This window comes from Streptomyces ureilyticus (genome assembly GCF_011045025.1).
GTDB lineage: Bacteria > Actinomycetota > Actinomycetes > Streptomycetales > Streptomycetaceae > Streptomyces > Streptomyces ureilyticus.
The window spans coordinates 16,488-32,708 of sequence record NZ_JAAKZX010000103.1; the positions used below are offsets into that span (position 1 = coordinate 16,488).

Genomic DNA, 16,221 nt, shown 5'->3' on the forward strand with positions numbered 1-16,221 from the left:
TCCGAATCCCGTTGGGGGCACCAGCTACTCTGCGTCACTACCGTCACGCCTTCTCCGTCTTCTCCTTCTCGAACGACGACAGCGTCGTGTCGTGGTCCGTCGGCACGTCGTACATGGGCGTCATCCAGTGGAAGAAATTGTCGCCGCGGTCCCGTAGCAGGCGGTAGAGGCGGTGCATCAACTCTGTGCGTACGTCCCGGAGTTCGGGGTGGTCGTAGCGGTTGAGGAGCTCGTGCGGGTCCGTCTGGAGGTCGTACAGCTCGTTGTGTGACTCGGGGTTGACGACCAGCTTGTAGCGGCGGGTGCGGAGCATGCGCTGCGGGTACGGGAAGTGGTGGCCGTGGTACTCGGCCAGGTGGTGATCGTCCCAGGCCGGTCGTTCGCCGCGGGCGAGGGGCAGCAGGCTGCGGCTGTCGACGGCCGGGGCGGGGTCGCTGCCGGCGAGTTCCAGGATGGTCGCCGTGTAGTCGGTGAGGGAGACGAACTCCTCGCGCACCTGGCCGGGTACGGCGCCCGGCACCCGCAGCAGCCCGGGGATGCGGTAGATGTCCTCGTACATGGCGGGGCCCTTGTCGTGCAGCCGGTGGGCGCCGGTGAACTCGCCGTGGTCGGCGGTGAAGCACACCGCGGTGCGCTCGTCCAGGCCCAACTCCCGTACGGCGTCGAGGATGCGGCCGATCTGCTCGTCGATGAGGGTGACGTATCCCCAGTAGACGGCGATGAGTTTGCGGCTGTCCTCGATCGGCATGGTGTCGAACGCCCACAGCTTGCTGTAGTTGCTCTGCACCGGTGGCTTGCCCGCGAACGTCTCGCCGATGGAGGCCGGTAGCTCCACCAAGCTCGGGTCGTACAGGTCGAAGTACGCGTCGGGGAGGATGTACGGCAGGTGCGGGCCGAAGAAGTGGGTGGCGAGGAAGAACGGGGCGCCCTTCCCGGCCTGCTCGTCCGCGGCGAATCGGTGGAGCATCTCGATGGTGCGGGTCGCCAGGTAGTACTCGAAAGTGGCCTCGACGGGCTGGTGCAGTCGGGCGGCGAGGAGATTGCCGGGGCTGCCGTTGGGGGTCGTGCCGCGCATCCGGTCGCTGATGGCGTACTCGGGCAGGCCGTTCTGCTTGAGGTAGGCCAGGTAGTCGGGGTGATCGACGGGGTTGTGCCAGCCGGCGAGGTCCGGGCCCTGGAAGCCGTAGTCGGCGGCGGTGCGCCGGACGCCGCCGTGCCACTTGCCGAGGAGGCCCAGGTTGTAGCCCTCGCCGCGCAGGTGCTCGGCGAAGGTGAACTGGCCGTCGGCCAGGTCTTCCAAGTACCCCACGTTGCGCTCGTAGTTGGCGAGCAGCTTGTGCCTGAAGGGTGCCGCGCCGGTCAGCAGGCTGGCCCGGGCCGGAGTGCAGATGGCGGTCGGCGTGTAGCAGCTGTCGAAGCGGGTGCCCTGCGCGGCGAGGCGGTCCAGGTTGGGCGTGCGCACATGCGGGTTGCCGTAGGCACCGAGGGTGTCGACGCGATGCTGGTCGGTCATCAGGAAGAGCATGTTGTGGCGCACGGCGGTGCCTTTCGAGTCGTACGGGCGTATCGAGTTGCCTGGCGAGCAGCAAGGAGGGAGCAGTAAGGACGCGGTCCCGGAGGACGCTTTCGCCCCCTAGTCGCCCTGCGCCCGCTCGTAGAGGTCGCCCGCGTAGTAGTCGCCGGGATCGGGGTTCTCGTCCAGCTGCTTGTTGCGTACGAAGAAGTCGCCGAGCGTCTTGAGCCACTTGTCCACTTCGCCGCTCTTGGACTTGGCGGCCAGGTCCGCGGTGGAGAGGGTCTGGACGTGGGAGGCGTCGGCCTTCGTCTGGGCCTCGGAGACCTCCAGCAGTTTCGCGGTGAGCGCGATGGTCTCCTCGGGGTGTGCCTGGCGCCAGTCGTTGGCCTGCTGCAGCACCTTGACCACCTTGCTGTTCTTGTCTTCCGGCACCTTGTTGCCGGCGACGAACGCGGTGGGGAAGGAATCCCCGGTGTCCTTGGTGCTGGCGACCTCCACCAGGTCCGGCACCTTCTGCTTGATGGTGTCGATGGCCGGATAGAAGAAGCCGGCGGCGTCGATCTTCCCCGAGGAGAAGGCGGAGACGATCGTGGACGGATCCATGTTGACCTTGGTGATGTCCTTGTCGGTCATCCCGGCCTCCTCCAGCGCGATGTTGAGGATCATGTCGCCGGAGGTGCCCTCGGGCACGCCGATCCGCTTGCCCTTGAGGTCCTTCATGGACTCCATCCCGGGCTGGCCTATGACCCGGTCGGCGTACGTGAGCGTATTGATGGCGATGATCTTGGACTGGCCGGACGCGGGCAGCCACATCGCGCCTGGGCCGATGTAGCCGTAGTCGAGGTCGCCGGCACCGAGCGCCTGGATCTGCACCGGACCGTTGTTGAAGGACTTCACCTCCGCGGTCAGCCCGGCCTTCTTCCACAGCTGCTGCTTCTCGGCGATCGCCAGCAGACTGGCCCCGTTGTAGTCGCCGATGTAGCCGAACCTGACCGTGGAGTCGTCGCCGGAGCCGCTCCCGGAACACGCGCTCACGGACAGCGACAGCATGAATACGACGGGCAGTGTCGTCAGGGCGTGCCTGACCGTGCTTCGGGGCATGGTGGATGGATCCTCTCGGTGCGGTGCGAGGGTGAGTAACAGAAGGCCGCCGACGGGCGGTTACGCGGCCGAGGCGGCTTCGTCCTGGTGGTAGACGGACGTCCAGACCTCGTTGCGGATGCGGCGGAACTCCGGGGACAGCCGGATCTCCTCCGTACGCGGATAGGGCAGGTCCACGTCGATGACGCGGTGGATGCGCCCGGGGCCGGCCGCCATGACGACGACACGGTTGGCCAGGTAGACGGCCTCGTCCACGTCATGGGTGATGAACAGCACGGTCCGCTTCTCCTGGCTCCAGGTCTCCAGGAGCTGGTCCTGCAACTGCACCCGGGTGAGCGCGTCGAGAGCGCCGAACGGCTCGTCCATCAGGAGCACTTGAGGGTCAACGGCGTACGCGCGGGCGATGGCGCAGCGCTGCTTCATGCCGCCGGACAGCGTCTTGGGCAGGGCGTCGGCGAACTCACCGAGTCCCACGAGGCCGATGGCCGCGTCCGCGCGCCGCCTGCGCTCCTCGGCGGGTACGGCGGCGAGCTTGAGCCCGAACTCCACGTTCTGCCGCACGGTCAGCCAGGGGAACAGGGCGTACTGCTGGAAGATCACACCCCGGTCGGGGCCGGGACCCGACACCGGCTTCCCGTCGACCAGGACGCTGCCCGAGTCGGGCTCCTGCAGTCCCGCGGCCATGCTCATCAGCGTGGACTTGCCGCAGCCGGACGGACCCACGACGGTGACGAACTCCCGGTCCGCGATGTCCAGGTCCACCCCGCCCAGTGCCGTGAAGGTGGCGCCCTTCATCGGGAAGGTCTTCACCACGTCACGGAAACTGATCTTGCTGTTCATCGTCGCTCCTGCCAGCCGGTGAGGCGTCGCTCGGCCAGCAGCAACAGCCGGTCCATGACGAGCCCGAGTACTCCGATGGTGATCAGCGATACGAAGATCGCGTCCATGTCGAACCAGGTGGCCGCCTTCTGCATCCGGTAGCCCAACCCCTCCTGCGCACCGATGAGTTCGGCGGCGACCACGGTGGCCCAGGACGCGCCGAGGCCGATCCGCATGCCGACGAGGATGAACGGCGTGGACGCCGGCACGACCACCTTGGCGAAGATGACGCGGTCCGAGGCGCCCAGCACCCTGGCTGCGTTGATCAGGGTCTTGTCCACGTCGACGACGCCCTGGAAGGAGGCCACGACGCAGGCCATGAACGAGGCCAGGTAGATCACGGCGATCTTCGGCACCTCGCCGATCCCGAGGAGCACCACGGCGAGCGGGATCAGCGCGAGCGGCGGGATGGTGCGGAAGAACTGGATATACGGCTCGACCACGGCGCGCACCGCCGGATACCAGCCCATGAGGAAGCCGACCGGGACCGCCACGACCACGCCGAGTGCGTAGCCGATGAAGACCCGGCGCAGGCTGGCGGCCGTATCGGAGGCCAGCGTGCCGTCGGCGATCATGGTGCCCGCCTTGCTGGCCACCGCCGCCGGCGTGGGCAGGTTCTCGACCAGTCCAAGGGCGGCCACGACGGCCCAGACGGCGATACCCGCCACGAGGGCCAGGCCGCCCAGGACCAGCGGCCGGACGGTACGACGTGTTTGCTGCTGCCGCTGCTGCTCAGGAGCGGCTGTCTTGTCGAGAGGGGTGATCACAGCCATGGGTTCCTCACTGGTGGACTCATGCGTTCTCCTCGGAGACGGGCTGCGGGTAGTGGGTGAGCAGGGGGGTTTCATGGAGTACGAGGGCGATGCCGCCCAGGGCGCTGCCGGCCTCGCCGAGCGTGGCGCGCCGTACGTCCACGTGGTGGCAGGCCAGCGGCATCAGGTGCTGTCGCAGGGCCTGTTCGACCGGTGCGAGCAGGGCGTCGCCGGCCTGGGCCAGTTCGCCGCCGACGACGATCACGCCGGGGCCGACGGCGTGACAGACCGCGGCGAGGACTTGGCCGACCTCACTGCCGACGCGGGCAAGGACTTCCAGTGCGGGCCGGTCGGCCGCTGTCGCTGAGGCCAGGAAGTCCGCAGGACTGTCCGCCCGGCCGCCCGCCTCCCGGTACCGGCGCAGGACCGCGTCGAGCGAGGCGCGCGTTTCCAGGCAGCCGGTCTTGCCGCACTCGCACCGCTCGCCGGCCGGGTCCACGGTGATGTGTCCGAACTCGCCGGACAGTCCGTACCTGCCCCGGTGCAGCGCGCCGCCCACGACGAGCCCGCCGCCCACGCCGTGCGACAGCCGCAGGTAGAGCACGTCGCCACTGTCCGCCGCCGCGCCCCACACCGCTTCGGCGAGTGCGGCGAGGCGGGTGTTGTTGTCGAGCAGCACCGGCACCCCGAACCGCTTGCGCAGCAGGTCCGGCAGGCCGTCGATGCCCTGCGCGTGGGCGCTCTCGCTGCCGGGGTCGGTGGTCGGACCGACCACGCCGACGCCGATCGCGCGGAGCGCGCCGAGGTGGACGGCCTGGGCCCGCCCTGAGCCGCCGTCCCCGGCCTCGACCTCGGCCGGCGCACGGGTCGTCAGCGAGTCGAGCAGCCGTACGGCGATGTCCACCCGCTCGGGCCAGGACAGCTCCCCGGTATGCCCCTCGCTGGCCGAACCGACCACTTCGTGGGCGAGGTTGACCGCGGCGACATGCACGGCACGGCGCGCGAAGTCGATGCCCACCGCCTCCCCAGCGGCCGGGTTGAGGCTGAGCTTCTCCACCGGGCGCCCCCGCTTGCGCGCCTCGACGTACGGAGTGCCGGCGACCACCGCACCGCTGGTCACCAGGCCGGCGACGATGTCGTAGAGCGTGGTGCGGGAGAGCCCGCTGCGGGTGCCCAGCTCGGCACGGCTCAGCGGACCGTACTTGCGGAGCAGCTCGAGAACGGATTGCTCATGGCTGCGCCGGAGCCGGGTCAGCGGGCCGTCGTGTGGATGCATGGGATGCATGCCGGACAGCATGTGAGCACCGAATTATTTCGTCAATGAGTCGGCTCAAAATCGCCAGAATATTTTTCCGGGCTGTTGACGAAATACCGCGGCCGTTCGCATCCTGGGCGTCATGCCGTCCCCCGGGCGGCCCGACGAGGGAGGACTTGGCTGATGACCGACAACATGAACCGGCCGCCCATCGGCCGCAGGGCCCTGCTGGCAGGCGCCGGCACCCTGGGAGTGGCGGCGGCCCTGCCCACAACAACCTCCGCAACGGCGGACCGGGCGACGCGACGCTTAGAAGGCGGGGCGTCCCCGGAGAACTGGCCCGACCTCGCGCCGTACGGCCTCGCCGACACCCGCCCCGACCTCTGGCCGCGCGACGACAACTCCTTCGTCCTGCCGCTCGAACTGCGCCCCCGGGACGAGGAGCGCGGCCGGGTCTGGATGCGGGACACCTACGTCAACTGCTTCGTCGTGGACGGCAGTCCGCTCTACGTCGCCACGGGCACCACCCGGGCACCTGGGCCCGACCCGTCCGCTTCGTGGAACGACGGCATCTTCGTGTGGGTGTCCCGGTCGCTGCGCGGACCGTGGCGCCTCGCCGACACGACCGGCATCCGTCCCGGCGCCGACAAGGGCAAGGTGTGGTCGCCCGAGTTCGCGGGCGAGAACCGGCCCGGGCGTACGGTCGTCGCGCCCTGGCAGCAGTACTGGCACGACGAGGAGTTCGGCAAGCGCGGCAACGTGTGGGCGCCGGAGGTGCACCACGTCCGCGGCCGCTGGTACATCGTCGCGTGCATGGGTGACCATTCGCGCAAGGTCGGCTCGTTCCTGCTGGTGAGCGAGGGCGGGGTCGCGGGTCCGTACCGGCTCGCCGAGGGCAACCTCGACAAGCCGTTCGGCGAACCGGTCGCCGGCGGGCCGCCGTTCATCGAGCCCGGCGCGTACCACCACATCGACGGCAGCATCTACGCCGAGGGCGACGACGCGTGGCTCGTGCTGCACAACGACCTGTACGCCACGTTCCGAGACGACATGGAGGACGTCGTCCCAACGACGAACCTCCCGAGGTTCCGGCAGTCGCCCTACCCTGAGGAGCCGTACCTCGAAGGCGCGTACGTCTTCAAGCACGGCGGCAAGTACTACCTCCTCCACGCCGCCTGGAACCGCTCGTCCGACGCCGACGACGGCACCACGCGCTACGCCTACGACCGGCCGGGCACCGGCCGCACGCAGTGCCAGTACGACGCGGTCGTCGCCGTCGCGGACCGCTTCGAGGGCCCGTACTCGCGGAGGTGGACGGCGGGCGTCGGCGCGGGCCACAACAACTTCTTCAGCGACCACGAGGGCGCGCTCTGGGCCACATTCTTCCGCAACCCGAAGGCCGGGTACTGGTCCCACCCGTCCCGCGTCGCGGACGCCGCCGTCCCCGGTGTCGTACGCCTGGAATGGACGGGGCCCGAGGGCAACCGGCTCTACGTCCGCCGCAGGCAGAACCGACCGGCCGGCGACTGACCGTGCAGGCACTGATCGACATCGACACCCGGCACCCCTGTGGCCGCATCGAGCGCGACATCTACGGCCACTTCCTGGAGTCGGCGTTCTTCGGCAACATCGAGGGCGGGGTCCTCGACGAGGGCTCACCGCTGTCCGAGCCGGGCCCCGGCGTACGGGCCGGCTTCCGCGAGGACGTGCTCGCTCTGTGCCGCGAGCTCGGCATCCCCAACGTCCGCTGGCCCGGCGGCAACTTCACCTCCCCGTACCACTGGGAGGACGGCATCGGGGACCGCTCCACGCGCCCGCGGCGGCTCGAACTGGCCTGGGGCAGGGAGGAGTCGAACCGCTTCGGCACCGACGAGTTCCTGGCCTGGTGCGCGGACGTCGGGGCCGCGCCGTTCCTGGTGCACGGCTGCCGCAGCGTGGACGACGCGGTGCGCTGGGTGGAGTACACCAACTACGCGGGCGACACCGCCTACACCCGCCGCCGCAAGGAAAACGGCCACCCGCAGCCGTACGGCGTGCGCTACTGGGGCATCGGCAACGAGCCCTACGGACCGTGGCAGATGGGCCACCGCCCGGCGACCGAGTACGCCGCCGCGGCCCGCGAGCACGCCCGCTTCATGCGCCTGGTCGATCCCGGGATCAGGCTGATCGCCTGCGGCAGCCCCTGGCAGCAGGAGGAATGGACGCGGCCCGTGCTCCAGCGGGCGGGCTCGCTGATCGACTACCTCTCGCTGCACCTCTACGGGGCCACCACGCACCCGTACACCGCCAGGGCCGGTGACGACGACTACGAGGCCGTCGTCGCCCAGCCGCTGTACTTCGAGCAGCGCATCCAGGACTACGCCCACCTGGTGGTCGAACTCTCCGCCGAGGCAGGCCTGGAGCGCCCTCCGGCGCTCGCGCTGGACGAGTGGAACATCCGCCACCTGGAGCCCGCCGACTGGCCCGAGCCGGCGCCCGGCGCCGACGGCGGCACCGCGCCGCGGGAGCTGCCGGACGGCTCGGGCGAGCCGCGGCCGCGGCGGCTGCGGGTCGACCGCTACAGCTCACGCACCTTGGCCGACGCGCTGTTCTACGCGGGCGTCTTCCACACCCTGCACCAGACGGTCTCCCTGCCGGCGCCGGTGACGATGGCCAACACGGTCAATCTGGTCAACGCCAACGGGCTGCTCGAAGTCCGCCCGGGCGGAGTGGTGAAGTCGGCTTCGTACCACGTGTGGGACCTGTACCAGAACCACACCGGACCGGTGGCGCTGCCGACCGCGGTCGAGGGTCCGGCCCGTACCGCGGCCGTACGTCAGGGCGACAACGGGGAGGGCGACGGCGCGTTCGCGACCCGGCCCGGCGTCGTGCCGTACCTCGACGCGAGTGCCACGCTGTCGGCCGACGGCCGCCGCCTCCACCTGGCCGTCGTCAACCGCCGCCGGGACACGGCGATTCGCACCCGCATCGTGCGGGACGGCCGCACCGGCGCCGTCCCGGCGGTGGCCGAGGTGCGCGATCTGGGCGCGGACGTGGACGACCTGCTCGCCGCCAACAGCCTGAGCGCTCCGGACGTCGTCGCCGTCCGCCATCGCCCGGTCGTGGAGACGCCGGACGGTCGCTACGACTTCCCGGCGCACTCCGTCACCGTGCTGGCCTTCGACCTGACGTGAGACTCGGGTGGCACGTGCCACCCGAGGTCGCCGGCATCTCGCGGGAGGCTCCGGCCGCCGTATCAGCGGCAGCAGTTCGCCGCCCCTATGCGCCGTCGGGCTCACCCGCTGTGATCACCGGGCGCGGTTCGCCGCTCTCGACGATGCGCTGTACGAGCCGCTGTCTCAGCTCCGCCCTTACGTCGTCGTAGGCCGGGTCGGCCACGAGGTTGGTCAGTTCGTGCGGGTCGGAGTGCAGGTCGTAGAGGTAGGCGTCCTGGTAGCGGTCGGCGCGCGGGTCGTTCCAGGGGTCGGCGTCCGGGGCGGTCGCGGCGTACTTCCAGCGGTCCGTACGCAGGGCTCGGCCGACCTCCGATTCGCTGATCTGGATCAGGACCTCCTGCGGCCAGTCGGGGTCCGAGCCGTGCAACAGCGGCAGCAGGGAGCGCCCTTGCATCTGCGGGGGTACGGGCAGGCCCGCCGCCTGCAACAGGGTGGGGGGCAGGTCGACGTGGCCGACCAGTTCCGGCAGGCGTACGCCGCCGCGCAGGCCCGGTCCGCGCAGCACGGTGGGCACGCGTACGGAGGCGTCGTGGACGCTGCGCTTGTACTCGCTGTTGCGCGTCTTGAAGTGGCAGCCGTGGTCGGAGGTGAAGAGGATGACGGTGTCGTCCAGCTCCCCGCGCCGCTGGAGGACGGAGACGACGCGGTCGAGCACCTCGTCCAGCCGGCGCACCATTCCGTAGTAACCGGGCAGGTGCTGCGCCCAGTTGCCGCCGCCGAGGGCCGCGAGGTCGGAGGGCACCCAGGGGGCGTCGTAGCGGTCGCTGTAGCCGGTCGGAGCCGGATAGTCGTCGCGGGAGTTCTGGTGGTGCGGCTCCAGGAACGACAGGAAGAGGAAGAACGGCCGGTCCCGATCACCGTCCCCGTCCCCGTCCCACTCCCGCTCCCGCTCGCGCTCGCGCTCGATGAAGTCGATCGCGGCGGTGCCGAGCGCGTCGGCGCGGTAGCCGTCGAAGTGGTGCGGGGTGCCGTCGCCGTCGTACAGCGTGGTCTCGTACGCGTCCGAGGTGAACTCCAGCAGGTTGGCGGCGAGCCAGTACTCGTAGCCGGCCCGGTCCTCCTCCGGCACCGGGCCCGCCGTACGGCCGCCGGCGAGGTGCCACTTGCCGATGTAGCCGGTCGCGTAGCCCGCGTCCCGGAACGCGCGGGCCAGGGTCGGGGTGTCCCGCGGGAGAGGGAGGCCGTTGCGGAAGACCCCGGTGGTGGTCGGGTACTGCCCGGTCTGGAGGCTGGCGCGCGAGGGCGCGCAGACGGGCTGACAGGTGAAGGAACGGTCCACGCTCACGCCGTCCGCGGCGAGCCGGTCGAGGGCCGGGGTGAGGCCCAGGGGATTCCCGTGCAGGCCGGTGGTGTCCCAGCGTTGCTGGTCGGTGAAGAAGACGAGGACGTTCGGACGGCGCGTGGGCGTGGGCGTGGCGGGCCCGGAGAGGGAATCGCCGAGTGTCATGGTGCGTGGTCCGTTTCGGTGTGACGTCGGTGGTGAAGTGATCCGGTGGTGAAGGGGGCCCTTCATTCATGACGCGCGTTCATGACGTACCCCGGCCGGTCACGAGGTGGTCCGGTCGCTCATGACGCGCCCCGGCCGATCACGAAGTGGCCCGGCCCTTCCGGCCCTTCATCAGCGACCCTGGATCACTCGCCGGATCCCCCTCCGCCCCACCCCGCGTCTCCGACAGCAGCCACGCCGATACGAACGAAATCGCGCCGACAACGGCCAGCAGCACCCCCACCGGCCAGCTCCCCCCGGCCCCCGCGACCAGGGCCGTCGCGATGGCCGGGACGAAACCGGCCACCATCGCCGAGCCCTGCGTCGCGATCCCGAGTGCCGAGTAACGCACGCGAGCCCCGAATAACTCCGCGAAGTACGCGCCTTGGATGCTGGACATGCACACCGCACCGCCAAGTCCCGCCAGGGCCATCGCACTCCACGCGGCGGCGGTCGATCCCTCGTCGACCAGGGCGAGATACGGGAAACCCGAAGCCGCGACGAACGCCGCGCCGGTCAGGTACAGCGGCTTACGGCCGATCCGGTCCGATACGGCGCCCGCCACGGGCATCAGCAGGAGCCCGAGGACGTTGTAGAGGACCACGCCGACGAGCGCGACGTACTGCGGGTAGCCACGGGTGGTGGTGGCGTACGCGATGATGAACGGCTGGTAGACCTGCGAACTGCAGGCCTCGCCCAGTCGCGCACCGAAGGCGAGCGCGGTCGTACGCGGGTACTTGCGCAGCGTCGTGGCAAGGGGCGCCTTCTCCCGCGCACCGGCGGACTTGACCCGCTCGAAGTCCGGGGTCTCCTGGATGGTCCGGCGTACGAGCAGGCCCGCGACCATCAGCACGATGCTCAGCAGGAACGGCACCCGCCAGCCCCAGCTCAGGAACTCGTCCTCCGGCAGCAGGGCGAACAGGCTCACGAGGCCGATGGCCATCAGGTACCCCACGGGGCCGCCGGCCTGCGGAATGCTGCCCCAGAATCCGCGGCGGTGACGCGGGGCGTGCTCGACGGCGAGCAGCGAGGCGCCGGCCCATTCGCCGCCCAGACCGAGGCCCTGGGCCATGCGCAGCGTGACCAGCAGCACCGGCGCCCAGATGCCGATGGCCCGGTAGTCGGGCAGCAGACCGATCAGGAAGGTGCACGTCCCGATGATGAGCATGGTCGCCACCAGGGATTTCTTACGGCCAACGCGGTCACCGAGGTGCCCGAAGAGCAGCGCACCCACCGGTCGCAGGACGAAGCCCACACCGAAGGTGGCCAGTGAGGCGAGGGTGCCGAGCACGGGGCTGACGTCGGGGAAGAACAGCTTGTTGAAGACGAGGGCGGCGGAGAGTCCGTACAGGTTGAAGTCGTACCACTCCAGTGCGGCGCCGGAGAGGCTGGCGGCGATCACCTGTCGCATGGGCTGCGCGGGTGGTGCGTCGCGGTCTCCGGCTAACTCGGCGTCCCCGGCGGGTGCGGCATCCGCGGGGACATGGTCGTCGGCCATGGCGGTGCGCTCCGATCGGCGTTGATGCGAGCGGTTGCGGGCGCGAACCTTTCCAGCGGAACGATCAGGCTTCCAGCCGGTGCGCGCCAGGGTCAAGACCGCATGCCGGATGCCACTCGCGACCGCAACCCCACGACCCCGTACCACCAACTCCGCGGCCCCCACCCGTACATGACAGATGTCATGAGGGCCCATGACAGACCGCACTCCCAACTGCCCCGGCTCGCCGGGAGCCTGGAGTACATGGACGCAGTCATCGAAACCGCCGGTCTGCGGCGGCGCTATCAGGGCTTCGAGGCCGTACGAGGCGTCGACCTCACGGTCGCCCAGGGCGAGCTCTTCGCTCTCCTCGGGACCAACGGGGCCGGCAAGACCTCCACCCTGGAACTCCTGGAGGGTCAGGCCGTCCCCGCCGCCGGAACCGTCCGCGTGCTCGGCCGCGATCCGTACCGCGAACGCGCCGACGTCCGGCCCCGTATCGGGGTGATGCTCCAAGAGGGCGGCTTCCCCACGGAGTTGACGGTCATGGAGACCGTACGCATGTGGGCGGGCTGCACCAGCGGGGCCCGGCCGGCGGCGGAAGCGCTGGAGCTGACCGGGCTGTCCGGGCGGGGGTCGGTACGGGTCAAACAGCTCTCCGGCGGCGAACGGCGTCGGCTCGACCTCTCGCTGGCGCTGCTGGGGCGGCCGGAGGTGCTCTTCCTCGACGAGCCGACCACCGGCCTGGACGCGCAGTCCCGTCACGACACCTGGGACCTGGTCCGCGAGCTGAAGGAACAGGGCACGACGGTGCTGCTCACCACGCACTATCTGGAGGAGGTGGAGGTGCTGGCCGACCGGCTGGCGATCATGCACGGGGGGATGATCGCCACGTCCGGCACGGTGGCCGACGTGGTCGCCGAACGGCCCTCCCGGATCAGCTTCGAGCTGCCCCTCGACCGCTTCCTGGGCGATCTGCCGCCGCTCGCCGCACTGGGCGTGACAGCGCACCAGCAGTCCGGCCGGACGGTCCACCTGGAGACCGGTGATCTGCAACAGACCGCTACCGCACTGCTGTTGTGGGCCCGCGACGAGGGCGTGGAGCTGCGCGGCCTCGACGCCCGGTCGGCGACGTTGGAGGAGGCGTTCATGGAGATCGCCAAGGGCCTGGAGAACACGGGCATGGAGAACGGCAAGGGTCTCGCGGGAGCGGCCCCGGAGCGCGAGGGGACACGACGATGACACCAATAGCCCGTACCGCACAAGCGCCCTCGGCCACGTCCACGGCCTCGACCCCACAGGCCACCACCACCGCCGCGGCCCGCATGATCGCCCTCGGCCGCGCCGAGCTGACGCTGCTGCTGCGCAGCAAGGCGTCCATGGTCAACGCGGTGATCCTGCCCAGCGTGGTGGCCTTCGCGATGCGCGGCATGGTCAACGGCCTCGACCTGGACGGCACCGGCCTCTCGGTGGCCACCGTCATGCTGCCCGCCGCGCTGGCCAACGCGCTGTTCTTCGCCGTCTACACGAACCTGGTCGGCGTGTACGTCGTACGCCGCGAAGGCCTCGTACTGAAGCGGCTGCGCACCGGCGAACTGCGCGACTGGGAGATCCTCACCGGCGGCGCACTCCCGGCCCTCATGCTGGTACTCGTACAGTCCGTACTGCTCGGGGCCGGGATGACCGTGTTCCTGGACGCGGAAGCACCGGCCGCCTGGCACCTGGTGATGGCCGGCCTGCTCATCGGCGTGGCGATGCTGGTCGCCGCGGCGGCACTGACCGCGGCGTTCACCCGGACCGCGGAGAGCGCGCAACTGACGTTCCTGCCCTTCCTGTTGGTGACCATGTCCGCCTCCGGGGTCTTCGCGCCCCGCGAGGTGCTGCCGGACTCGGTGGCCGACGTCGCCGCCTGGCTGCCGTTCTCACCGGTCATGGACCTGCTGCGAGGCGGCTGGACAGGAGACCTGGGCGCGATGGAACAGCTCCGGGCGGCGCTGGTCGCCTTGGCGTGGACGGCCGTTGCCGTGTACGGCGTGCACCGGCGCTTCCGATGGGAGCCGCGCCACTGAGCGACACCTGCAGGTAAACCGCCAGGCCTACGGCCCGACCGGCACATGCCCCGCGAAGGCATGCACGGCCCGGGCCGAAAGCCGTTCCCCAGCAGCAGTTGAAGGTCCGCTCCCGAGACGCGCACGTACGACGCCCGTGACGGCAGAATGACGCCCACCGGCAGGCCGTACCACGCCCGTGACCAACTGCCCGGCGCCATCCGGCCGTTGGGCGTACGAGACTTACGCGGCGTACGAGGCTACGAGGACGTACGAGGAGAGGACGACGTGAGCGAGAACCAGCCCGACGGCACGGAGACCCCACGCATCGACACGACGACGGCGCACAACGCCCGCGTATGGAACTACTGGCAGGGCGGCAAGGACAACTACCCCGTCGACGAGCAGGTGGGTGACCACGTCGCCGGGATGATCCCCGTCATCCGCGACATCGCCCGCGCCGACCGGGCGTTCCTGAGCCGTGCGGTGCGTTTCCTGGCCGAGGAGCGCGGCGTACGCCAGTTCCTCGACATCGGCACCGGGCTGCCCGCCCTGGAGAACACCCATGAGATCGCCCAGCGGATCGCACCCGAGTCGCGGATCGTGTACGTCGACAACGACCCCATCGTGCTCTCGCACGCCCGCGCCCTGCTGACCAGCACCTCGGAAGGCTCCACCGACTACATCGACGCCGATGTACACGACCCGGACGCCATCCTCCGCATCACGGGCGACACCCTCGACTTCACCAAGCCCGTCGCCCTGATGCTGCTCGGCATCCTCAACTTCGTCCTCGACGACACCGAGGCCCGGTCCATAGCGCACCGCCTCGTGGCGGCACTCGCCCCCGGCAGCTTCCTCGTCCTGACCCACCCCACCACGGAGCCCGAACTCGGCGGCGACCTCCAACTGGAAGCGATGGCCTTCTGGAACGCCAACGCCAAGCCGCCGGTCACGGCCCGCAGCAAGGACGAGATCGCCACGTACTTCGACGGCCTTACGTTCCTGGATCCAGGCCTCGTCTCCTGCTCACGGTGGCGCCCGGAGCCCGGAAGGGAAACCGGGCTCGTTCCCCAACTGGGAGCCGTGGCGGAGAAAGCCTGAGCTCAGGGCGTTCCCGTCGGTCCGTTCATGGTCGGTGGCAGCGAGGGGGCGAGGGTGGGAATGGGACTTGAGCCGGAGCCGGAGGTGGGCGGAGGCGACGAGGCGGCAGGGCCACCCGGAGGGGTCGCGCCGGTGGGCTCGGGGCTGGAGGGCTCGGGGCTGGAGAACTCGGGGCTGGAGGGCTCAGGCGACGGCTCCGACGGAGCGGACGGGGCAGACGGATCCGCCGAGTTGGGCGGAGTGGACCGGTCAGGCGGGGCAGCGGGGCTGGTCGCGGGAGGCGGTGCCATCGGGGGCGTAGGCGACTCGGGCCCGCCGGAGGACCGCAGCAGCGGCACAGCGACGAGAGCGGCGACCGCGCACGTGAGACCGGCCCCGGCCGCAGCCCGCAGCAGCCGACGGCGGGCCGCACCACGCCGGATCGCCTCGTAACGGCCAGGGGGCGGGGCGAGATGCTCGGAGGGCGGCCGGAGAATCACCGCGAGAGGATCGTCGCCGTCGAACTCCGGGCTGCCATCGTCAAAGCGTGTGGTCAAAGCTTCTCCTCAGATGGGCACGGAGCAGTTCGCGAGCGGCATGAAGATCGGCCTTGACGGTTCCTTCCTTTCGCCCGGTCACCAGGGCCACCTCCCGGACCGGCATGTCGGCGTAGTAGTGCAACAGGATCGGTACGCGCAGCCGCTCCGGCAACGACTGCACCAGTAACCGAACCGTGGGGTCGGCCTGCTCGACCGGCGCCCGAACGGCGGCTTCCGAGGTGGCCCGGCGCACAGCTCTCCGCTCGCGTTCCATTTTGCGCCAGTGGTCCCGCACAAGATTGGCCGCGGTGACGTACAGAAACCCACGAGGCTCCTCGACGGAGGCCCACCGCCCCCACAGCCGAGTGAACGCCTCGGAGGCAATCTCATGAGCCGTCTCGTCATCATCAACAAGCCGCCGGCACCAGCCGGCAAGCCGCGGATAGAGGGCAGCAAACAGCTCGGAAGCCGCCGCATCACGGGACCGTTTCAACGCTCTCCAGGTTCGTCGGAACACTCGAAGGGAAGGAGCCTGAGTCGGTGGCCTAGGTTCCACCGGCTCAGGGAAGCGCCCCACCCACCCGCGGTAGGCAGGGGGCCGGGGGCGCACCCCCCCGTTTCGGGAAGGGGCAGGGCTGGGGTCAACCACTCGCGGAGCGCAACGCACCAAAAACGATCACGTTGTCCCGATACCAGTCCCCGCGACGCGGCCCCCCGCACGTGATGAGCCGCAGCTCCGGCCGCGACACGTCCCCGTACACGTCATCCGCAGGAAACTCCGCCTTGGCAACCGTCCGCACCTCGGTAACCCCGAACTCCGCAGCGCTGCCGTTCTCCAGCCGCACCACAATCCCCTCCCCCCGACGCAAC

Annotated in this window: 15 protein-coding genes; 5 read left to right on the top strand and 10 right to left on the bottom strand. The window is 70.2% G+C overall.

All coding sequences use genetic code 11. The annotated features are described in order from the left end of the window. Window positions 1-43: 43 nt before the first annotated feature. From G6048_RS27865 to G6048_RS27885, 5 genes are all read right to left on the bottom strand, one after another. Window positions 44-1,525, bottom strand: a complete 1,482-nt coding sequence (locus G6048_RS27865; RefSeq protein WP_165342354.1) for a sulfatase-like hydrolase/transferase — start codon at window positions 1,523-1,525, stop codon at window positions 44-46. A 108-nt stretch (window positions 1,526-1,633) separates the two neighbouring features. After that, a complete protein-coding gene (locus tag G6048_RS27870) occupies window positions 1,634-2,617 on the bottom strand; it encodes an aliphatic sulfonate ABC transporter substrate-binding protein (RefSeq protein ID WP_165342338.1) in 984 nt (327 codons plus the stop codon). 60 nt (window positions 2,618-2,677) lie between these two features. Further along, complete coding sequence (locus G6048_RS27875) at window positions 2,678-3,457, bottom strand: ABC transporter ATP-binding protein (RefSeq protein ID WP_165342339.1); 780 nt, start codon at window positions 3,455-3,457, stop codon at window positions 2,678-2,680. Next, window positions 3,454-4,269: an ABC transporter permease gene (locus tag G6048_RS27880; RefSeq protein WP_165342340.1), complete on the bottom strand. Its 816-nt coding sequence runs from the start codon at window positions 4,267-4,269 to the stop codon at window positions 3,454-3,456. The genes G6048_RS27875 and G6048_RS27880 overlap by 4 nt, the downstream gene beginning before the upstream one ends. A 19-nt stretch (window positions 4,270-4,288) precedes the next feature. After that, a complete protein-coding gene (locus tag G6048_RS27885; RefSeq protein WP_165342341.1) occupies window positions 4,289-5,545 on the bottom strand; it encodes an ROK family transcriptional regulator in 1,257 nt (418 codons plus the stop codon). Between the two features lie 141 nt (window positions 5,546-5,686). On the opposite strand from G6048_RS27885, the gene G6048_RS27890 reads away from it, so the two are divergent. Beyond that, a complete protein-coding gene (locus tag G6048_RS27890; protein ID WP_165342342.1) occupies window positions 5,687-7,033 on the top strand; it encodes a family 43 glycosylhydrolase in 1,347 nt (448 codons plus the stop codon). 2 nt (window positions 7,034-7,035) lie between these two features. After that, window positions 7,036-8,676: an alpha-L-arabinofuranosidase C-terminal domain-containing protein gene (locus G6048_RS27895; protein ID WP_206342212.1), complete on the top strand. Its 1,641-nt coding sequence runs from the start codon at window positions 7,036-7,038 to the stop codon at window positions 8,674-8,676. An 85-nt stretch (window positions 8,677-8,761) separates the two neighbouring features. On the opposite strand, the gene G6048_RS27900 is transcribed toward G6048_RS27895, so the two are convergent. Together G6048_RS27900 and G6048_RS27905 are read right to left on the bottom strand one after the other, a co-directional pair. Further along, complete coding sequence (locus G6048_RS27900) at window positions 8,762-10,165, bottom strand: sulfatase-like hydrolase/transferase (protein ID WP_165342344.1); 1,404 nt, start codon at window positions 10,163-10,165, stop codon at window positions 8,762-8,764. Window positions 10,166-10,304: 139 nt separating this feature from the next. Further along, entirely contained in the window at window positions 10,305-11,702 is a 1,398-nt protein-coding gene (locus G6048_RS27905) for an MFS transporter (protein WP_165342345.1), read from the bottom strand. Window positions 11,703-11,945: 243 nt separating this feature from the next. Here G6048_RS27905 and G6048_RS27910 point away from each other — a divergent pair, with 243 nt between their 5' ends. The 3 genes from G6048_RS27910 (at window position 11,946) to G6048_RS27920 (ending at window position 14,833) form a co-directional block, all read left to right on the top strand. Continuing rightward, on the top strand, window positions 11,946-12,923 hold the full coding sequence (locus tag G6048_RS27910; protein WP_165342355.1) for an ABC transporter ATP-binding protein: 978 nt from the start codon (window positions 11,946-11,948) through the stop codon (window positions 12,921-12,923). Next, entirely contained in the window at window positions 12,920-13,750 is an 831-nt protein-coding gene (locus tag G6048_RS27915) for an ABC transporter permease (protein ID WP_408056182.1), read from the top strand. Before G6048_RS27910 ends, G6048_RS27915 begins: the two co-directional genes overlap by 4 nt. 267 nt (window positions 13,751-14,017) lie before the next feature. Then, window positions 14,018-14,833, top strand: coding sequence for an SAM-dependent methyltransferase (locus G6048_RS27920; protein ID WP_165342346.1), 816 nt, complete (start codon window positions 14,018-14,020; stop codon window positions 14,831-14,833). Between the two features lie 2 nt (window positions 14,834-14,835). Here G6048_RS27920 and G6048_RS27925 read toward each other — a convergent pair whose 3' ends face one another. The 3 genes from G6048_RS27925 to G6048_RS27935 form a co-directional block, all read right to left on the bottom strand. Further along, entirely contained in the window at window positions 14,836-15,369 is a 534-nt protein-coding gene (locus tag G6048_RS27925; protein ID WP_235990400.1) for a hypothetical protein, read from the bottom strand. Then, window positions 15,353-15,844: an RNA polymerase sigma factor gene (locus G6048_RS27930; protein WP_165342357.1), complete on the bottom strand. Its 492-nt coding sequence runs from the start codon at window positions 15,842-15,844 to the stop codon at window positions 15,353-15,355. The genes G6048_RS27925 and G6048_RS27930 overlap by 17 nt, the downstream gene beginning before the upstream one ends. Before the next feature lie 148 nt (window positions 15,845-15,992). Next, the coding region (locus tag G6048_RS27935) for a sortase domain-containing protein (RefSeq protein ID WP_165342347.1) at window positions 15,993-16,221 on the bottom strand (229 nt) is incomplete at its 5' end.